At 65.5% G+C, this 16,108-nt stretch carries 15 protein-coding genes and 1 pseudogene; 11 read left to right on the top strand and 5 right to left on the bottom strand.

The features are described 5' to 3' along the window. Positions 1–3 precede the first annotated feature (3 nt). The 3 genes from HLG70_RS27150 to HLG70_RS27140 form a co-directional block, all read right to left on the bottom strand. Positions 4–2,379, bottom strand: a complete 2,376-nt coding sequence (locus HLG70_RS27150) for a TonB-dependent siderophore receptor (protein ID WP_171665057.1) — start codon at positions 2,377–2,379, stop codon at positions 4–6. A gap of 239 nt (positions 2,380–2,618) precedes the next feature. Then, positions 2,619–3,611: a FecR family protein gene (locus HLG70_RS27145; protein ID WP_234103261.1), complete on the bottom strand. Its 993-nt coding sequence runs from the start codon at positions 3,609–3,611 to the stop codon at positions 2,619–2,621. Further along, positions 3,598–4,143: a sigma-70 family RNA polymerase sigma factor gene (locus HLG70_RS27140; protein ID WP_250157075.1), complete on the bottom strand. Its 546-nt coding sequence runs from the start codon at positions 4,141–4,143 to the stop codon at positions 3,598–3,600. The genes HLG70_RS27145 and HLG70_RS27140 overlap by 14 nt, the downstream gene beginning before the upstream one ends. 86 nt (positions 4,144–4,229) lie before the next feature. Here HLG70_RS27140 and HLG70_RS27135 point away from each other — a divergent pair, with 86 nt between their 5' ends. Together HLG70_RS27135 and HLG70_RS27130 are read left to right on the top strand one after the other, a co-directional pair. Beyond that, complete coding sequence (locus tag HLG70_RS27135) at positions 4,230–4,808, top strand: YdcF family protein (RefSeq protein WP_171665054.1); 579 nt, start codon at positions 4,230–4,232, stop codon at positions 4,806–4,808. A 45-nt stretch (positions 4,809–4,853) separates the two neighbouring features. Next, positions 4,854–5,897, top strand: coding sequence for a histone deacetylase family protein (locus tag HLG70_RS27130; RefSeq protein ID WP_171665053.1), 1,044 nt, complete (start codon positions 4,854–4,856; stop codon positions 5,895–5,897). Positions 5,898–5,909: 12 nt separating this feature from the next. Here the strand turns inward: HLG70_RS27130 and HLG70_RS27125 are convergent, their stop codons facing one another. Beyond that, on the bottom strand, positions 5,910–7,244 hold the full coding sequence (locus HLG70_RS27125) for an MFS transporter (RefSeq protein ID WP_171665052.1): 1,335 nt from the start codon (positions 7,242–7,244) through the stop codon (positions 5,910–5,912). Positions 7,245–7,467: 223 nt separating this feature from the next. On the opposite strand from HLG70_RS27125, the gene cyoA reads away from it, so the two are divergent. The 6 genes from cyoA to HLG70_RS27095 all read left to right on the top strand — a co-directional run bounded on the left by cyoA (position 7,468) and on the right by HLG70_RS27095 (position 13,694). Then, the gene (gene cyoA, locus HLG70_RS27120; protein WP_171665051.1) at positions 7,468–8,511 is read left to right on the top strand and encodes a ubiquinol oxidase subunit II; all 1,044 of its coding nucleotides are present in this window, start codon (positions 7,468–7,470) and stop codon (positions 8,509–8,511) included. 74 nt (positions 8,512–8,585) lie between these two features. Next, the gene (gene cyoB, locus HLG70_RS27115) at positions 8,586–10,589 is read left to right on the top strand and encodes a cytochrome o ubiquinol oxidase subunit I (RefSeq protein WP_171665050.1); all 2,004 of its coding nucleotides are present in this window, start codon (positions 8,586–8,588) and stop codon (positions 10,587–10,589) included. Beyond that, the gene (gene cyoC, locus HLG70_RS27110; RefSeq protein WP_171665049.1) at positions 10,582–11,220 is read left to right on the top strand and encodes a cytochrome o ubiquinol oxidase subunit III; all 639 of its coding nucleotides are present in this window, start codon (positions 10,582–10,584) and stop codon (positions 11,218–11,220) included. The genes cyoB and cyoC overlap by 8 nt, the downstream gene beginning before the upstream one ends. Beyond that, positions 11,217–11,633, top strand: coding sequence for a cytochrome o ubiquinol oxidase subunit IV (cyoD, locus tag HLG70_RS27105; protein ID WP_419144782.1), 417 nt, complete (start codon positions 11,217–11,219; stop codon positions 11,631–11,633). The genes cyoC and cyoD overlap by 4 nt, the downstream gene beginning before the upstream one ends. Further along, complete coding sequence (locus HLG70_RS27100) at positions 11,633–12,412, top strand: SURF1 family protein (RefSeq protein WP_171665048.1); 780 nt, start codon at positions 11,633–11,635, stop codon at positions 12,410–12,412. Before cyoD ends, HLG70_RS27100 begins: the two co-directional genes overlap by 1 nt. 175 nt (positions 12,413–12,587) lie before the next feature. Then, positions 12,588–13,694: a porin gene (locus tag HLG70_RS27095; RefSeq protein WP_171665047.1), complete on the top strand. Its 1,107-nt coding sequence runs from the start codon at positions 12,588–12,590 to the stop codon at positions 13,692–13,694. A gap of 60 nt (positions 13,695–13,754) precedes the next feature. Here HLG70_RS27095 and HLG70_RS27090 read toward each other — a convergent pair whose 3' ends face one another. Next, positions 13,755–14,423: an ankyrin repeat domain-containing protein gene (locus HLG70_RS27090; protein ID WP_171665046.1), complete on the bottom strand. Its 669-nt coding sequence runs from the start codon at positions 14,421–14,423 to the stop codon at positions 13,755–13,757. 121 nt (positions 14,424–14,544) lie between these two features. On the opposite strand from HLG70_RS27090, the gene HLG70_RS27085 reads away from it, so the two are divergent. From HLG70_RS27085 to HLG70_RS27080, 3 genes and pseudogenes are all read left to right on the top strand, one after another. Beyond that, on the top strand, positions 14,545–14,886 hold the full coding sequence (locus HLG70_RS27085) for an Hpt domain-containing protein (protein WP_171665045.1): 342 nt from the start codon (positions 14,545–14,547) through the stop codon (positions 14,884–14,886). A 33-nt stretch (positions 14,887–14,919) separates the two neighbouring features. After that, a pseudogene (locus HLG70_RS29605) lies at positions 14,920–15,087 on the top strand (ParB/Srx family N-terminal domain-containing protein); the annotation flags it as partial. A gap of 103 nt (positions 15,088–15,190) precedes the next feature. Beyond that, the gene (locus HLG70_RS27080) at positions 15,191–16,099 is read left to right on the top strand and encodes a LysR family transcriptional regulator (RefSeq protein WP_171665044.1); all 909 of its coding nucleotides are present in this window, start codon (positions 15,191–15,193) and stop codon (positions 16,097–16,099) included. Positions 16,100–16,108: the final 9 nt, after the last annotated feature.

Raw genomic sequence — 16,108 nt, 5'->3', positions numbered from 1 at the left:
GCGCTACCAGTAGTAGTTCAGGCTGAGCATCGCCTCGCGCTCCATCCCGCGGAACGTGTAGGTGTAGTAGCGCTTGTCGAAAACGTTGTTGATGTTCAGCGCGACGCGGTAGCGCGGGGTCTCGTAGGCGACCGCCACATCCGCCAGCGTGAATGCCGGGTTGTACGGCGTGGTGCCGTCCGCCGCAGTATTCAAGGGCGACTTGCCGCGATAGCGCACGCCGCCGCCCAGCATCAGCCCCTGCACCTGGTGCGGGCGGTAGTCCAGCCACAGGCTGGCCGTCTGGCGCGCCGTCTGCGTGGTCTGGCGGCCCACGTCCTGCAGCCGGTTGCTCTTCGTCGTGCGTGGATCCAGGTAGGTGTAGCCGGCCATCACACTGAGTTCGCGCGTAAGCGGGAACTTGGCCTCCAGCTCAACGCCGGTGGAACGTACTTCGCCCGTTTGCACGCTGAAACGCGGATGGTCCGGATCCTGCGTCGTCACGTTGGTCTGGCGGATGTCGAACACTGCGGCGGTGAAGAGCGCATCGGTGCCAGGAGGCTGGTACTTCAGGCCGACCTCGTACTGTTTGCCCTCGCGCGGCTTGAACGCGGTGCCGTCGAACTGCTGCCCCGTAATCGGATCGAACGCCGTGGAATAGCTGACATAGGGCGCGACGCCGTTGTCGAACAGATAGAGCAGGCCCACGCTGCCCGTGGTGGCCGCGTCGCTGATCTTCGGCTGGGTCGTGCTGCTCTGATTGGTGCGCACAAAGTCCCGTCGCAGGCTCACGTTGCCGACCCAGCGGTTCCACTTGAGCTGGTTCAACGCGTAGATGCCCGTCTGCTTGAGGTCGGTACGCGAAGGATCCAGCTCGGGATATGCGATCTGCTGGCCGTATACCGGCGCATGGATGTCCAGATCGGGCACATCCCATCCGAAGCCCAGCGCATCGTTCTCCTTGTAGCGCACGTAGTCCACGCCCAGCGCGAATGTGTGCTGCAGGTCGCCCCATGCGAAGTCCCTCGAAGCGCGGCTGTCCACGGCCAGGGTCTTGCCGTTGGTCCGCTGGGCCAGACTGCCCCGCGTGATGGTGCGCTTGTCAGCCAGCAGGTCCATTCCGTAGATATGGCGGTAATCAATATCGATTTCCGAGTAGCGCAAGTTCTGGCGCAAGCGCCAGCCGCCATCGGTATCGTGCTCGAAGGCATAGCCGATGGACTTGGTATCTCGGTCGAAACGGTCGAAGTCCGGGTCGCCGGCAGTGCGGCTTAGCGGCAGCTCGCCGATCTCGGGATAGGTGAACAGATTCGGCCACCAGCTCTTGGGCGTCGCGCGCTCCTTGGAATAAGTGCCCAGCACCGTCAGCCGCGTCTGGTTCGTGATGTTCCACAGAATCGACGGCGCCACGGAAAAACGGTCGTCCTTGGATCCGTCGGTGCGCCCGTCGCTCTTGCGGCCCATCACGTTGAGGCGATACAGCACCTTCTGGTCCGCGTCGAAGGCGCCGCCCAGGTCGGCAGTAAGCTGGCGGCGGTTGTAGGTGCCGTAACTGGCCCCCACGCTGTTGACGTGGTCCGCCGTCGGGCGCTTGGACACCACGTTGATCACGCCGCCGGGGCGCCCCTGGCCGAACAGGACGGACGCCGGCCCCTTCAGCACTTCAATACTGTCGAGCTCATCCAGGTTGTCGTTCCACGAGGCGTAGGTGCCCGTCGACAATTGCTTCAGGCCATCCTTGTAGTAGGCGCTGCCGTCGCTGAACCCTCGGATCACCGCGCCGGTCATGCGCGCGTCGCTCGACCCCGACACCTCCGTCTGCACGCCCGGCGTGTAGGCCAGCGCCCCTTCCAGGTTGCGGGGGGCCTGCATCTTGATCTGTTCCTGCGTCACGATCGATACCGATCGCGGCGTTTCGATGAGCGGCACATCCAGCTTGCCGCTCCTGCTGGACAGCGCAACATAGCTGTCCGCCGTTCCCGCCGCCACGCCATGCACCGTCACCGGCGCCAGCTGCGCGGTACCGCCCGACGGCGCGGTCAGCGAGACATTGTGCCCGTCGCGCTGGAAGACGATGCCCGTGCCCGCCAGCAGGCTGCGCAGCGCATCGTCCGGCGTCAGGCGGCCCGATACCGCCGGCGCGGTGCGCCCCCGCACGGTCTCGGGCAGGTAGAAAATCACCAGCGACGCCTGCTCGCCCAACTGGATCAGCGCATCGCCCAGCGGCTGCGCCGTGATGCTGATCTGCACTGGCGCGGTCTGCGCCGCGACATCGCGGGGCATGGCGCCCCATGCCAAGGCCACGGCAATGGCCAGGACATGGCATCCCGCTCCCACACCGTTCCATGCGGTCTTGCGCGCCACCGCCGCCGCGCGCTGCTTCACTTGCTTGTCCATCATGAGTAGAAAATTCCAGTACAACTGCCCGCGCGGTTAGCGCCCGACACCCTTGGCCAAAGGTTGCTTCCAGGGTCGAGATCGGCTTGCGAGAACGCACCCCTTCAACGTGTAGACGCCGCGATCGGGGAAAAACCGGAATGATTCTCGATAGAATGTTTGAAACAAAATAATTCAGCGCGGCGGCGCAACGCCGCGCGTGCGTACGGGCGTCCGCCCGCAGGCTCAGGGGTGGTCGGGTGCTAGCGGGGCGCCAGCACGGTGCTGCCGTCGGCCGGGTACAGCACGATCACGGGAGCAATCTGTGGCAGCACATTCAAGACGGATTCCGGCTCGTCGATCGAAAGCGTTCCCGCCACCCGGAACTGCGCGAGTTTCTTGTCGTCGATGCGCAGCGGGGTGCGCAGATAGCGGTTCAGCTCTGCAACCACCTGCGCCAAGGGCGTATCGCGAAACACCAGCCGGCCCCGCTGCCAGGCGGTAATGGCAGCCACGTTCTCCTGGTGCGGCGCGGCCAGCGGTTCGCCCGGCTTGTGGCGCGCCACATAGCCCGCCGTCAAATGGCGGGTCGTGCTATTCCACCAGGAACCGGCCGAAAAAGCCACGCTTCCCTCGTCCACGGCAAGCGCCACCGCGGCGCCGTCCCGCCGCACATTGAACCGCGTGCCGGTCACCAGGATCCGCGCCCCGCCCGCGTCGACAGTGAACGGCCGCGCGGCATCGGGACTGACGGTGAACAGCGCCTCTCCAGCCAGCAGCTCCACCTCACGGCGATCGGGATACAGCGCGACCCGCGCCTGCGTGTCCGTATTCAATTCCAGCAGCGAACCATCGGGCAGGGCCACGCGAGTGCGTTCGCCCTTGCCCGTCGCCAGCGACTGGCTGAATTCCGGGGCCGGCGACCACAACCGGGGGCCGATCACGCCAGCTGTCAGCGCCAGGGCACAGGCCGCCGTCAACCCCACCGCGAATCTCCGGCGGCGCGGACGCGCGGGCGCCTCGTCGGACTGCGCCAGGATGGCGCGCATCTCGTCTTGCGGCAGGCTGTCCGCCACGCTCCACAAGGCCTCCATCGATCGGTACTGCCGCAGGTGCTCCGGATCGGCCGCCAGCCAGGCGTCGCGCGCCTGGCGCTCCCGCGCATCCAGCGCGCCCAGGCGCTCGCGCGAGAACCAGTAAGCGGCCAGGTCGCGCGGCGTCTTGGCCGCGCCGGAGGGGGAATCAGTGCGGGGCATGATCTTGCAACCGGTCATGGATGTGGGTCAACGCGCGCTTCATGTGCTTTTCCACCATGCTCTGCGTCAGCCCGAGTTTCAGTGCAATCTCGGCCTGCGTATAGCCCTCCAGCTTGTTCCATAGAAAGACCTGCTGGCATTTCAGCGGCAACTCGGTCAACGCCGACTTCAAGGCGTCGGCCAATTGTGCGGCCCGGATCGCGGACTCGGGATCAGCTTGCACCGGATGCTCGGCATCCGCCAGCCCTTCCAGGCTGAGCACTTCACGCCGCGACTGGCGCCGGAACTCGCCATTGAGCCGGTTCTGACTGGCCCCGTAGAGGTAGGCCTTCGGATCCAGTACGGCGGCCTCGCCGTTGCGCAGCATGTTCGCCACGACATCGTGTGCGGCGTCCTCGGCATCCGGCCGGCTGCCGCTGCGTCGCGTCCACGTCCCGATCAGCTCGCGATAATGAGCGAGCCAGCCTTTTTCGGATGACGGGTGGCGGGACATGGGAAGGCAGTCGAGCAAGCGCTTGGGAGAGGCCGGCATTATCAATCATGATTCTCATTACGGCAAATTCGACCCCTTCGGTTTTTGCCTTAAGCTCTGGCCCTCGAATCCGAACGGCGCATCTCATGGCGATAAAGGCAGGAAAACTCGCGGTCCGCTTCCTGGCCGTCCTGGCGGCGCCCGTGTTGCTGGCGGCCGCGGCGCTCGCGGCTACGGGCCTGCTGGCCGATGCACGCGAGGCCGACGTCGCCGTGGTGCTGGGCAATACCGTGCAGGCCAACGGCGATCCCTCGCCACGCCTGGCGGCGCGGCTGGACCGCGCGTACGACTGCTACGCGGCATCGCAATGCCACATCATTTTTGTCAGCGGCGGCGTGGATCCCGCCGGGGCCGACGAGGCCGCCGCGATGCGCGGCTATCTGCTCGGACGCGGCGTACCCGCCGACCGCATCGTCACCGACAGCGCGGGCGCCGACACCTGGGCCACGGCGCGCCACGCCAGCGCCTATATGCGCGAACATGGCTACACGCGCGCCCTCGCAGTCACGCAGTACTTCCATGTGCCCCGCACGATGCTTGCCCTGAAGCGCCAGGGCGTGGCCGACGTCGGCGGCGGCTATCCGCGTTTCTTCGAACTGCGCGACATCTACTCCGTTTTCCGTGAACTGCCCGCCGTGGCGCTGTATATTTTCCGGCCGCTGTAGCCGCGCGCCCGCGCCCCGGCAAAGAACTTCCAAGGACATCCCACCGTGCTGATCTTCCACAACCCCGTCCATGACAAACACAGCGGCCGCCAGGAGATGTTCCGCGGCAAGCTGGTGCCCTGCCACGAAACGCCCGCGCGCCTGGAATATGTGCTGGACGCGCTGCGCCAGCGCGGCCTCGGCGAACTGCGCACGCCCTCGGCCCCGGACATGGACCTCGTCAAACGCGTGCATACCCCGCGCTACGTGGACTTCCTGGCCAGCGCCTGGCAGGAATGGGTCGCGCTGGACCCCGCCAATGCCGAACTGGATGTGCTGCCCTCGATCTGGCCCGTGCGCGGCTTTCGCCACGATGTGGAGCCCACCAACTTCGCCGCCCGCGTCGGCCTGTTCTCGTTCGATAGCGGCTGCCCGCTGACTTCCGGCACCTGGGCAGCGTCCACAGCCGGCGCCGCCTGCGCCATCGAGGCAGCCCGCGCCGTCTCCGCCGGCCACGGCGCGCGCACCGCCATGGCGCTGACGCGCCCGCCCGGCCATCATGCCGGCGCGGACTTCTTCGGTGGCTACTGCTTCCTGAACAACGCCGCGCTGGCGGCCCAGGCGCTGCGCGACGCGGGCGCGGCGCGCGTCGCCATCCTGGATGTGGACTATCACCATGGCAACGGCACGCAGAGCATCTTCTACGAGCGCGACGATGTGCTGACCGTGTCCGTGCATGGCGACCCGACCACCGAATATCCCTTCTACCTGGGCTACGCCGACGAACGCGGCCAGGGCGCGGGCCAAGGCTGCAACCTGAACCTGCCCCTGCCGGCCGGCACCGGTTTCGCCACGTGGACGCAGGCGTTGGAGCAAGGCCTGGCCGCGGTGCGCGCGTTCAAGGCGGACGCCCTGGTCGTCGCGCTGGGCGTGGACACGTATGAAGGCGATCCGATTTCGAAGTTCAAGCTGAAAAGCGCGGACTACCTGCAAGTCGGACGCCTGCTGGCAGGTCTGGGCCTGCCCGCCGTCTTCACCATGGAAGGCGGCTACGCCGTCGCCGACGTAGGCACCAATGTCGCAAACGTGCTGGAAGGCTACGGCGGCTGAGCGCCGCCAGGCTCACTCCCGCGTCTCAAGCACCTTGTTGATGCGTAGCGCCAGCAGCGTGCAGGCCGCGCCCGACAACAGATAAACGCTGACGGCCACCAGCCCGAAGCGCGCCGACAGTCCCAGCGCCACCAGGGGCGCGAAGGCGGCGCCGATGAGCCAGGCCATGTCGGAGGTCAGGGCCGCGCCGGTGTAGCGGAAACGCCGCGTGAAATTTGCGGTGACGGTACCCGAGGCCTGGCCATAAGACAGGCCCAGCAGCGCGAAGCCGATCAGAATGAACGCGTCCTGCGCCTTTGGCCCGCCGCCCAGCAGCCAGGGCGCAACCAGCGCGAAGAGGCCGATCAGCGATGCCAGCAGGCCCAGCGTGGTGCGCCGGCCGATGCGGTCGGCCAGCCAGCCCGAGGCTATCGTGCCCAGGATGCCCAGCACCGCGCCGATGATCTGCACGATCAGCACATCCGAAATCTGCTGCGTGCCGCTGACCGCGATCCAGGACAGCGGAAACACCGTGACCAGGTGGAACAGCGCATAGCTGGCCAGCGCGGCAAAGGCGCCAATGAACAGGTTGTAGCCTTGCTTGCTGATGATTTCGCGGATGCCGATGGGTTCGAGCTCGCCCTCTTCGAGCAGCTGGGTGTATTCCTGGGTGACCACCAGGCGCAGCCGGGCGAACAGCGCCACCACGTTGATGGCGAAGGCCACGAAGAACGGATAGCGCCAGCCCCAATCCAGGAAGTCGGCCTGGGTCAGGGTCACGTGCAGATACAGGAACAGCGCGCTGGCCACCATGAAGCCCACCGGCGCGCCCAACTGGCCCATCATCGAATACCAGCCGCGGCGGTTGGGCGGCGCATTCAGCGCCAGCAGCGACGGCAGGCCGTCCCACGATCCGCCGAACGCCAGGCCCTGCACGCAACGGAACAGCGCAAGCAGGGTGATGGCATGCACGCCGATGGCGTTGTAGCTGGGCAGGAACGCCATCCCCACCGTTGCCGTGCCCAACAGGAACAAGGCGACGGTCAGCTTGGTCGCGCGGCCCCAGCGCCGTTGAATCGCCATGGAAACGGCCGTGCCGATCGGCCGCATGATGAAGGCGAAGGAAAAAATGACGAAGGCCCACAAGGTGCCTTCCAGCGGTTCTTCGAAGGGAAAGAACACCTTCGGAAAAACCAGCACGCAAGCGATGCCGAAGACGAAGAAATCGAAGTATTCGGAGGCCCGTCCCACAACCACGCCCACGGCGATTTCACCGGGAGCCACCTTGGCGTGGCTGGCCCCGCCGCTGATCGCGCCCGGACCCGGAACGGAAGGCGAATGACCGGGATATTGCGTGGAGGTCGACATGGGTTTGCTCGCAAAAGGAGGTTTTGAATACGCCTTGTCTACGATCTTGCAACACACCCGCATCACGGTACGCCCATGACGCCGCAAGCCGCAAGCTCCAAAGGGTCCAGGGCTGCCCCGCACGCGTTCCCGTGCATACTTTTGCTCTTTTTACCCTAGATTTTTCGCGGCTTCCAGCGTAGTGTTGCGTTTACTTCCCACGGTTACGTTTCGGGGTATGGCCATGCCGTCCTTCCCAAGGCTCCGCGGATTGATCCTGTTTGCCGCCCTGCCATTGCTCGCCGGATGCAATGCGGTCCTGCTCTCGCCCTCGGGCGACGTGGCCCTGCAGCAGCGCAACCTGATCATCATTTCCACCGGCTTGATGCTCATCATCATCGTGCCGGTGATCATCCTCACGCTGCTGTTCGCATGGCGCTATCGCGCCAGCAACAAGGAAGCGCACTACGATCCCGACTGGAACCACTCCACCATGCTGGAGCTCCTGATCTGGGCCGCCCCTCTCCTGATCATCATCGCGCTGGGCGCGCTGACCTGGGTCAGCACCCACCAGCTCGACCCCTACCGCCCGCTTGCGCGCCTGTCCGAAGGCCGCGAGGTGCCGGCCGGCACCAAACCGCTGGTGGTTGAAGTGGTGGCGCTCGACTGGAAATGGCTGTTTCTGTATCCCGAGCAAGGCATCGCGGTCGTGAACGAGATGGCCGCTCCCGTGGACCGTCCCATCCAGTTCAAGATCACCTCGTCGACGGTGATGAACTCCTTCTTCGTGCCCGCGCTGGCCGGCCAGATCTACGCCATGCCCGGCATGCAGACCACGCTGCACGCGGTGATCAACCATCCCGGCGAATACGAAGGCCTGTCCGCCAACTACAGCGGCTCCGGCTTTTCCGGCATGCGCTTCAAGTTCCACGGCCTGGACCAGCAGGGCTTTGACAACTGGGTAGCCGAAGCCCGCAAGTCCACCGCCGCGCTCGGACGCGACACCTATCTGAAGCTTGAGCAGCCCAGCGAGCGCAACCCGGTGCAGCGCTACGCCTCCGTCGCGGCCGGCCTGTTCGACGCCATCGTGAACCGCTGCGTGGAGCCCAACCGCATGTGCATGCGGGACGCGATGGCCATCGACGCCCAAGGCGGCATGGGCATTCCTGGCGCCCGCAACGTCACCACCATGGATCCGCAGACGCGCGAGCGCCTGGGGCTGACAGGAACGCCGCCGCGCAAGTACGTGGGCGCCATGTGCACGTCCACTGAAGGGCTGGTGCTGTAGCGGCCCGCCCGCGACCGTCCGCGCCGGATGACGCGGGGGCCTCATGAAACCGTGGTCTTTATGCTGGAATCGAGATGCCTGATCAACCAGACCTCACCAAGCTGATCTTCGGTCGTCTGACCTGGGACGCCATTCCACTGCACGAGCCTATCCTGCTGATCACCTTCTTCATGGTGGCGGCCGGCGGCATCGTGGTGCTGGGTTCCATCACCTACTACAAGAAGTGGGGCTATCTGTGGCACGAATGGTTCACCAGCATCGACCACAAGAAGATCGGCATCATGTATGTGATCCTGGGCATCGTGATGCTGCTGCGCGGCTTCGCCGACGCCATCATGATGCGCTTGCAGCAGGCCGTGGCTTTCGGCGACTCCGCCGGCTACCTGCCGCCGCACCACTACGACCAGATCTTCACCGCGCACGGCGTGATCATGATCTTCTTCGTGGCCATGCCGCTGGTCACGGGGCTGATGAACTACATCGTCCCGCTGCAGATCGGCGCGCGCGATGTCGCCTTTCCGTTCCTCAACAACTTCAGCTTCTGGATGACGACGGGCGGCGTCATCCTGGTGATGATGTCGCTCTTCGTGGGCGAGTTCGCGCGCACCGGCTGGCTGGCATATCCACCTTTATCGGGCATCGCGCAGAGTCCGGACGTGGGCGTCGACTACTACATATGGGCCTTGCAGATAGCGGGGGTGGGAACCCTGCTATCCGGCGTCAACCTGCTGGTCACCATCGTGAAGATGCGCGCGCCCGGCATGACCATGATGCGCATGCCCATCTTCACCTGGACCGCGCTGTGCACCAACGTGCTGATCGTCGCCGCCTTCCCGGTCCTGACCGCGGTGCTGGCGATGCTATCGCTGGACCGCTATCTGGGCACCAACTTCTTCACCGCGGACTTTGGCGGCAACGCCATGATGTACGTGAACCTGATCTGGATCTGGGGCCACCCCGAGGTCTACATCCTGATCCTGCCGGCCTTCGGCATCTTCTCCGAAGTGGTGTCCACCTTCTGCCGCAAGCGCCTGTTCGGCTACGCGTCCATGGTGTATGCCACCGTCGTGATCACGGTGCTGTCCTACCTGGTCTGGCTGCATCATTTCTTCACCATGGGGTCCGGCGCCAGCGTGAACTCGTTCTTCGGGATCACGACGATGATCATCTCCATCCCGACGGGCGCCAAGATCTTCAACTGGCTGTTCACCATGTACCGCGGGCGCATCCGCTTCGAAGTCCCCATGCTGTGGACGCTGGGCTTCATGGTGACCTTCGTGATCGGCGGCATGACGGGCGTGCTGCTGGCCGTGCCGCCCGCGGACTTCGCGCTGCACAACAGCCTGTTCCTGATCGCGCACTTCCATAACGTGATCATCGGCGGCGTGCTGTTCGGGCTGATGGCCGGCATCACCTACTGGTTCCCCAAGGCCTTCGGCTACAAGCTGGACCCGTTCTGGGGCAAGTGCTCGTTCTGGTTCTGGCTGGTGGGCTTCTACGTGGCCTTCATGCCGCTGTATGTGCTGGGGCTGATGGGCGTCACGCGCCGCGTGAACCACTTCGAGGACATGTCCCTGCAGATCTGGTTCCAGGTGGCGGCCTTCGGCGCGCTGCTGATCGCCTGCGGCATCGCCAGCTTCATCATCCAGCTGGTGGTCAGCTACCGCCGCCGCGACCAGCTGCGCGACAACACGGGCGACCCCTGGGACGGCCGCACGCTGGAATGGTCCACGTCCTCGCCCCCGCCCAACTACAACTTCGCGTTCACGCCGCGGGTGCATGACCTGGACGCATGGTGGCAGATGAAGCAGCACGGCTATGAACGGCCCCGCCTGGGCTTCATTCCGATCCACATGCCCAAGAACACCTGGGCCGGCATCGTGCTGGCGGCGATCAGCGTGGTGATGGGTTTTGCGCTGATCTGGCACATGTGGCCACTGGCCGTGCTGTCGTTCGCGGCGTTGATCCTGGTGTCGATCATTCATACCTTCAACTACAAGCGCGACTACTACGTGCCGGCCGACGAGGTCGTGACCACGGAAGACGCCCGCACAAGGTTGCTAGCGAAACATGTCTGATACCCTGGCCCCCCCTCTCTCCGGCGCGACGCCGCCCCCGGAACCCGTGTTCTACGTTCCGGGCGAACACCATCCCAAGAACGGCACCCTGCTCGGGTTCTGGATCTACCTGATGAGCGACTGCCTCATCTTCGCCTGCCTGTTCGCGGCCTATGGCGTGCTGGGCCGCAACTTCGCGGGGGGGCCGTCCGGCGCCGACCTCTTCGACCTGCCGCTGGTGGCGGTGAACACCGCGCTGCTGCTGGTGTCGTCGATCACCTACGGCTTCGCCATGCTGGAGATGCGGCGCAACCGCATCGGCGCCACGCAGATGTGGCTTGCCGTGACGGGCATCTTCGGCCTGGGCTTCCTGTCGCTGGAACTGTACGAGTTCGCGCATTTCATCCACCAGGGCGCGGGGCCGCAGCGCAGCGCCTTCCTGACGGCCTTCTTCGCGCTGGTCGGCACCCACGGCCTGCATGTCACCTTCGGCATCGTCTGGCTGGTGACGCTGATGATCCAGCTGCGGATGCATGGCCTGATTCCCGACAACCGCCGCCGCCTGATGTGCCTGTCCATGTTCTGGCACTTCCTGGACCTGATCTGGGTCGGCGTGTTCACCTTCGTCTACCTGATGGGAGTGCTGCCATGACCGCGCACATGGATAACCTGGCCGAACACGGCCACGGCGGCCATCACGGCCACGACGACCATCACGACGATGACGACGGCGCCGGCCACGGCACCCTCAAGAGCTACCTGACGGGCTTCGTGCTGGCGGCCATTCTTACGGCCATTCCCTTCTGGCTGGTCATGGACCGTGTCTTTGCCAGTTCGCGCGTCACCGGGCTGGTGATACTCGCCTTCGCCGTCGTGCAGATCGTCGTCCACATCATCTATTTCCTGCACATGGACACCAAGTCCGAAAGCGGCTGGAATATGTTGGCGTTAATATTCACGCTGGTGCTGGTCGTAATCACGCTCAGCGGGTCAATCTGGATCATGTATCACTTGAACTCCAATATGATGCCCATGTCCACACACGACATGCGGAAAATGCCCTGATGGCTGCAGTAAAAGATATCTCTACACGCGACACCTCCCGCAATCCTCGCAGCAAAACCACCCTGGTCATCCTGGGGCTGGTTGCTGCCGCCGTGTTCGCGGGCCTGTGCGCCCTGGGCACCTGGCAGGTGCAGCGGCTGGCCTGGAAGCGCGCGCTGATCGCCCAGGTCGACCAGCGCGCCCACGCCCCCGCCACGCCGGCCCCGGCCAGGAACGAGTGGCCCGGCCTGACATCCGACAACGCCGAATACCGCCACGTCGCCGCCTCCGGCACGTATCAGTTCGACCGCCAGACGCTGGTGCAGGCCGCCACCGAACTGGGCAGCGGCTACTGGGTCATGACGCCCCTGCAATTGCCCGATGGCGGCACGGTGCTGGTCAACCGCGGCTTCGTGCTGCCGGAATGGCGCAAGAGCCAGACCAGCACCGCCCAGCCCCCCGCCGAAGCCCGGGTCACGGGCCTGCTGCGCATGGGCGAGCCGGGCAGCGGCTTCCTGCGCAATAACGATCCCGCGTCCAACCTCTGGTATTCGCGCGATCTGCAGGCCATTGCGGCCGCTCGCGGCCTGACGGACGTGGCGCCCTACTTCATCGACGCCGACGCGGCCTCCAGCGCCGGACGCGATCCCGCCCGCGAACCCGTTGGCGGCCTGACGGTGCTGACCTTCCCGAACAACCACCTGGTCTATGCCATCACCTGGTACGCGCTGGCCCTGATGGTGATCGTCGGCGTGGTGATCTTCGTGCGCGAGGAAAAGCGCGGGCGCAGGAAGATCTGATCGGGTTCGCAGCCTCCGTCATGCGAAAAATCGACGCAAATAGCCGGAAATTCCCGCCTATTGGCAGAACATATCGCCGAGTGCTCTACAATGTGGGCCGGGAACACCGCCAGGCATGATGCTTGGCGTGCTGTTCCCTTTGTTTTTTCCAACCCACACTCCAGGAGTTCCCCGGATGAAAAAGACGCTGCTCGCCGCCGCAATGCTGGCATCTTTCGCAGGCATTGCTCAGGCAGAACCGTCAGTCACTCTCTATGGTGTCATCGACACCGGCCTCGGCTACAACAAGATCAAGGGCGATGGATATAGCGGTAGCAAGCTCGGCATGATCAACGGCATCCAGGCCGGCTCCCGCTGGGGCCTGCGCGGATCCGAAGATCTGGGCGACGGCCTGCGCGCCGTCTTCAAGCTGGAAAGCGGGTTTGATTCCGCCAACGGCCAGCGCGGCCAGTCGGACCGCCTGTTCGGCCGCCAAGCCACGATCGGCCTGGCCAACGACGCGTGGGGTTCGCTGGAATTCGGCCGCCAGGCCACGATAGGCTCGAACTACCTGGCCGACATCGATCCCTTCTATACCAGCTACACCCAATCCAACCTGGGCCTGGGTTTCAGCGCGGCCAACACCATGCGCTGGGACAACATGGTCATGTACCGCACCCCGTCGGTGAACGGCTTCGAGTTCGGCGTGGGCTACTCGTTCAACGCGGACGACACCAACGCGGATCAGACCGGTTTCCGCACCGCCGACAACACGCGCGGCATCACCACCGGCCTGCGCTACGTGCAAGGCCCGCTGAACGTGGCGCTGACCTACGACCAGTTGAACGGCGCCAACCGCAGCTCCATCGACAACGGCGCCACGCCGCGCCAGTACGCGCTGGGCGTGTCGTATGACCTGGAAGTCGTCAAGCTCGCCGCCGCCTACGGCCGCACCACCGACGGCTGGTTCGTCGGCCAGGACCTGCCCGCCGGCACGCCCTTCAGCGATGAGTTCGGCACCAACCGCTTCGTCGACGGCTTCAAGGCCAACTCGTACATGCTGGGCGCGACCCTGCCCGTCGGCGGCGCGAGCAGCCTGTTCGCCTCGTGGCAGCACGTGGCTCCGTCCAACGACAAGCTGACGGGCGGAGACGCCAACATGAACGTCTACAGCGTGGGCTACACCTACGACCTGTCCAAGCGCACCAATCTGTACGCCTACGGTTCGTACGGCACGGACTACGCGTTCATCGACGGCCTGAAGAGCACCGCCGCGGGCGTGGGCATCCGCCACCAGTTCTAAGCGTGCCAGCGGCCGGCCCGCCATGCGGCGCCGGCCCCTCCTCTACTCGTGCAAGCCCCGTCATCGGGCGTGCGCGCGCTCCAGAAGCTGAACGATCTCGGTCTGCCTGCGCTGGCGCGCGTGCTGCAGGGGAGTCCGGCCGTCGCCGTCGGCCAGGTTCACATCGGCGCCGCCTTCTATCAGCAGCGCGACGATGGCCTGATGGCGCGGCCCGCCATCGCTCAGAATGATGGCCTCCAGCAGCCCTGTCCACCCCAGCCGATTGACGTGGTCGGGGTCCACCCCGGCTTGCAGCAGCGTCCGCACCACCTCGACATGGCCGCGCTCGCAGGCGGGAATCAGGGCGGTGCCGCCGTAGCGGTTGGTGCTTTTCAGGTCGGCGCCATGGCGCAGCGTCAGTTCCAGGATCTCGCGATAGCCTTGCGCGCCCGCCAGCAGGTAGGCGCTGTCCTGCATGCGGTTCTGCGCGTTCACGTCGGCGCCCGCCTCGATCAGCACGCCGGCGGCCTGCACATGATTGCCCTGGGTGGCGCGCAGCAAGGGCGTGTTGCCCTGCGCATCGCGCGCTTCGCGCGGCGCGCCCTGGGCCAGCAGTTCGCGCACGCGCGCAGTCTCGCCCTTGCCCGACGCTTCCAGCAATTGGACGGCGCGGTCGTCCGCCACGGCGCCCCCGCCGATGGCCGTCAGGGCGAACACGAAACAGACCCGCCAAAACATGTTGCTTGCCATTGTCAGCAGCCTCCTTTGTTGATTGATCGTCGATGTCAGCCTGATCCTATATCACGGGATCCCGGCGCCCCATAACATCGCTCCATGCCCGACAGTTTCCCCACAGGCCTGGCCATGCGCCATGACGACTAAGCCGCCACGTCCCATCCCGGAACAGGAGCCTCCTGGCGCCGGGCCCGATGCGCTGGGCGCAATACCCCTGCGCTATCGCCAGCTGTTCATCGATGCCCTGACCCTGGACCTCGCCGCCCTGGAACACGCTCTGGAGCGGCGCGATGCCGCCGAAGCGGCGCAAACCCTGCACCGAATCCGGGGCGCCTTCCTGTCTCTGCAGATTCCCGGGCCGGGCAGCGATTCCGACGCGCTTGAACACGCCATCAAGACCACCGGCCTGTCCGAGGCAGTCCAGGCCGAGGTCCGCGATGTCATTATCTCCTTGCGATCGCTGGTGCGCAGGGCATAACGTGCTTGAATTCCCGTCCCGGTCCGCCGCCAGGCCGCCAGCAGCACGCCCATCAAGAAGGCGCGCGACACGCTGGAGGAACTTCCCCGCAACGACGTCAAGACCTCCGATTCCAGCCCGCGCGGGGCGGGAAAGCTGTGGTTCGCCGTCAACTACCGTACTTGCGGAAAGCCGGCGGCCGGCACCTGCTGGGGCTGGTGACCCGCGGGCCGCCATCGGGGAATCGCGCATTTGGCGATTCCCCGAATTGGCGGCAGAATCGGAGCCCCGCCAGCCAGAGCCCGCACCCGCGGGCCTCCGATACATGGACACTTTCAATACCATGCGCACCTTCCGGCGCATCGTCGAACTTGGCGGCCTGGCCAGGGCCGCCGAAGACCTGGGCCTGTCATCCGCGGGCCTGAGCAAGCAATTGCGCGCACTGGAAGCGCACCTGGGCGTCGTGCTCATCCAGCGCACCACGCGCAAAATGAGCCTCACCGAAGTCGGGCTGGGCTATTACGCCGATTGCTGCAGGCTGCTGGATGAACTGGACACGATCGAGAAATCGGTCAAGCAGCAATCGCAACGCATCGAGGGACGCTTGCGCGTGAATGCGCCGCTGTCGTTCGCGCTGAGCGTGCTGTCGCCATTGCTGGCGCGATTCCTGAAGCAGTATCCGGAGGTGACGCTGGACCTGGCCATGGAAGATCGGCTGGTCGACGCGGTGTCCCATGGCTTTGACGTTTCCATCCGTTTGCGCGCGACGCTGGACGATTCCACGCTGGTGGCCCGGCGCCTGGCCTCGCTGACGCAAGTGCTGTGCGCCGCCCCGGCCTACCTGGATGCGCGCGGCCGTCCGGCAACGGCCAGCGATCTGCAGCACCATCGCATGCTGACCTACAGCCTGGCGCATACCGCCGACCTTGCCCTGGACGACGACGCCGACTCGCCGGCTTACGCACCGCCAGCAGGCGCGCATACGCAAGTCAACAACAGCCTGATGCTGCGCGATTTCCTGATTGCGGGCCTGGGAATCGGCACGCTGCCGTCGTTCCTGGCCTGTCCCGCCATCGCCAACGGACAACTGGAACGCGTACTTCCGCCGCTGACCCCGCCCGACCGCCACGTCTTCGCGGTCTATCCCACCAGCCGGCATCTGCAACCCAAGGTCCGCGCCTTCATCGACTTCCTGGCCGAGCATCTGCCAGGCGCCATGCCGGCCGATTCTTGACCGCCAGCG

The organism is Achromobacter deleyi, from assembly GCF_013116765.2.
GTDB lineage: Bacteria > Pseudomonadota > Gammaproteobacteria > Burkholderiales > Burkholderiaceae_B > Achromobacter > Achromobacter deleyi_A.
The sequence above is the reverse complement of the archived record's forward strand: the minus strand, read 5'-3'. Positions and strand labels throughout refer to the sequence as shown.

What these genes read in the sequence shown, in the direction of transcription:
- cyoA (WP_171665051.1), top strand. Translation starts at nt 7,468, where the DNA reads ATGCCGTCCTTCCCAAGGCTCCGCGGATTGATCCTGTTTGCCGCCCTG.
- HLG70_RS27085 (WP_171665045.1), top strand. Translation starts at nt 14,545, where the DNA reads ATGACGACTAAGCCGCCACGTCCCATCCCGGAACAGGAGCCTCCTGGC.
- HLG70_RS27135 (WP_171665054.1), top strand. Translation starts at nt 4,230, where the DNA reads ATGGCGATAAAGGCAGGAAAACTCGCGGTCCGCTTCCTGGCCGTCCTG.
- cyoD (WP_419144782.1), top strand. Translation starts at nt 11,217, where the DNA reads ATGACCGCGCACATGGATAACCTGGCCGAACACGGCCACGGCGGCCAT.
- HLG70_RS27100 (WP_171665048.1), top strand. Translation starts at nt 11,633, where the DNA reads ATGGCTGCAGTAAAAGATATCTCTACACGCGACACCTCCCGCAATCCT.
- HLG70_RS27090 (WP_171665046.1), bottom strand. Translation starts at nt 14,423, where the DNA reads ATGGCAAGCAACATGTTTTGGCGGGTCTGTTTCGTGTTCGCCCTGACG.
- HLG70_RS27150 (WP_171665057.1), bottom strand. Translation starts at nt 2,379, where the DNA reads ATGATGGACAAGCAAGTGAAGCAGCGCGCGGCGGCGGTGGCGCGCAAG.
- HLG70_RS27125 (WP_171665052.1), bottom strand. Translation starts at nt 7,244, where the DNA reads ATGTCGACCTCCACGCAATATCCCGGTCATTCGCCTTCCGTTCCGGGT.
- HLG70_RS27080 (WP_171665044.1), top strand. Translation starts at nt 15,191, where the DNA reads ATGGACACTTTCAATACCATGCGCACCTTCCGGCGCATCGTCGAACTT.
- HLG70_RS27145 (WP_234103261.1), bottom strand. Translation starts at nt 3,611, where the DNA reads ATGCCCCGCACTGATTCCCCCTCCGGCGCGGCCAAGACGCCGCGCGAC.
- HLG70_RS27140 (WP_250157075.1), bottom strand. Translation starts at nt 4,143, where the DNA reads ATGCCGGCCTCTCCCAAGCGCTTGCTCGACTGCCTTCCCATGTCCCGC.
- cyoC (WP_171665049.1), top strand. Translation starts at nt 10,582, where the DNA reads ATGTCTGATACCCTGGCCCCCCCTCTCTCCGGCGCGACGCCGCCCCCG.
- cyoB (WP_171665050.1), top strand. Translation starts at nt 8,586, where the DNA reads ATGCCTGATCAACCAGACCTCACCAAGCTGATCTTCGGTCGTCTGACC.
- HLG70_RS27095 (WP_171665047.1), top strand. Translation starts at nt 12,588, where the DNA reads ATGAAAAAGACGCTGCTCGCCGCCGCAATGCTGGCATCTTTCGCAGGC.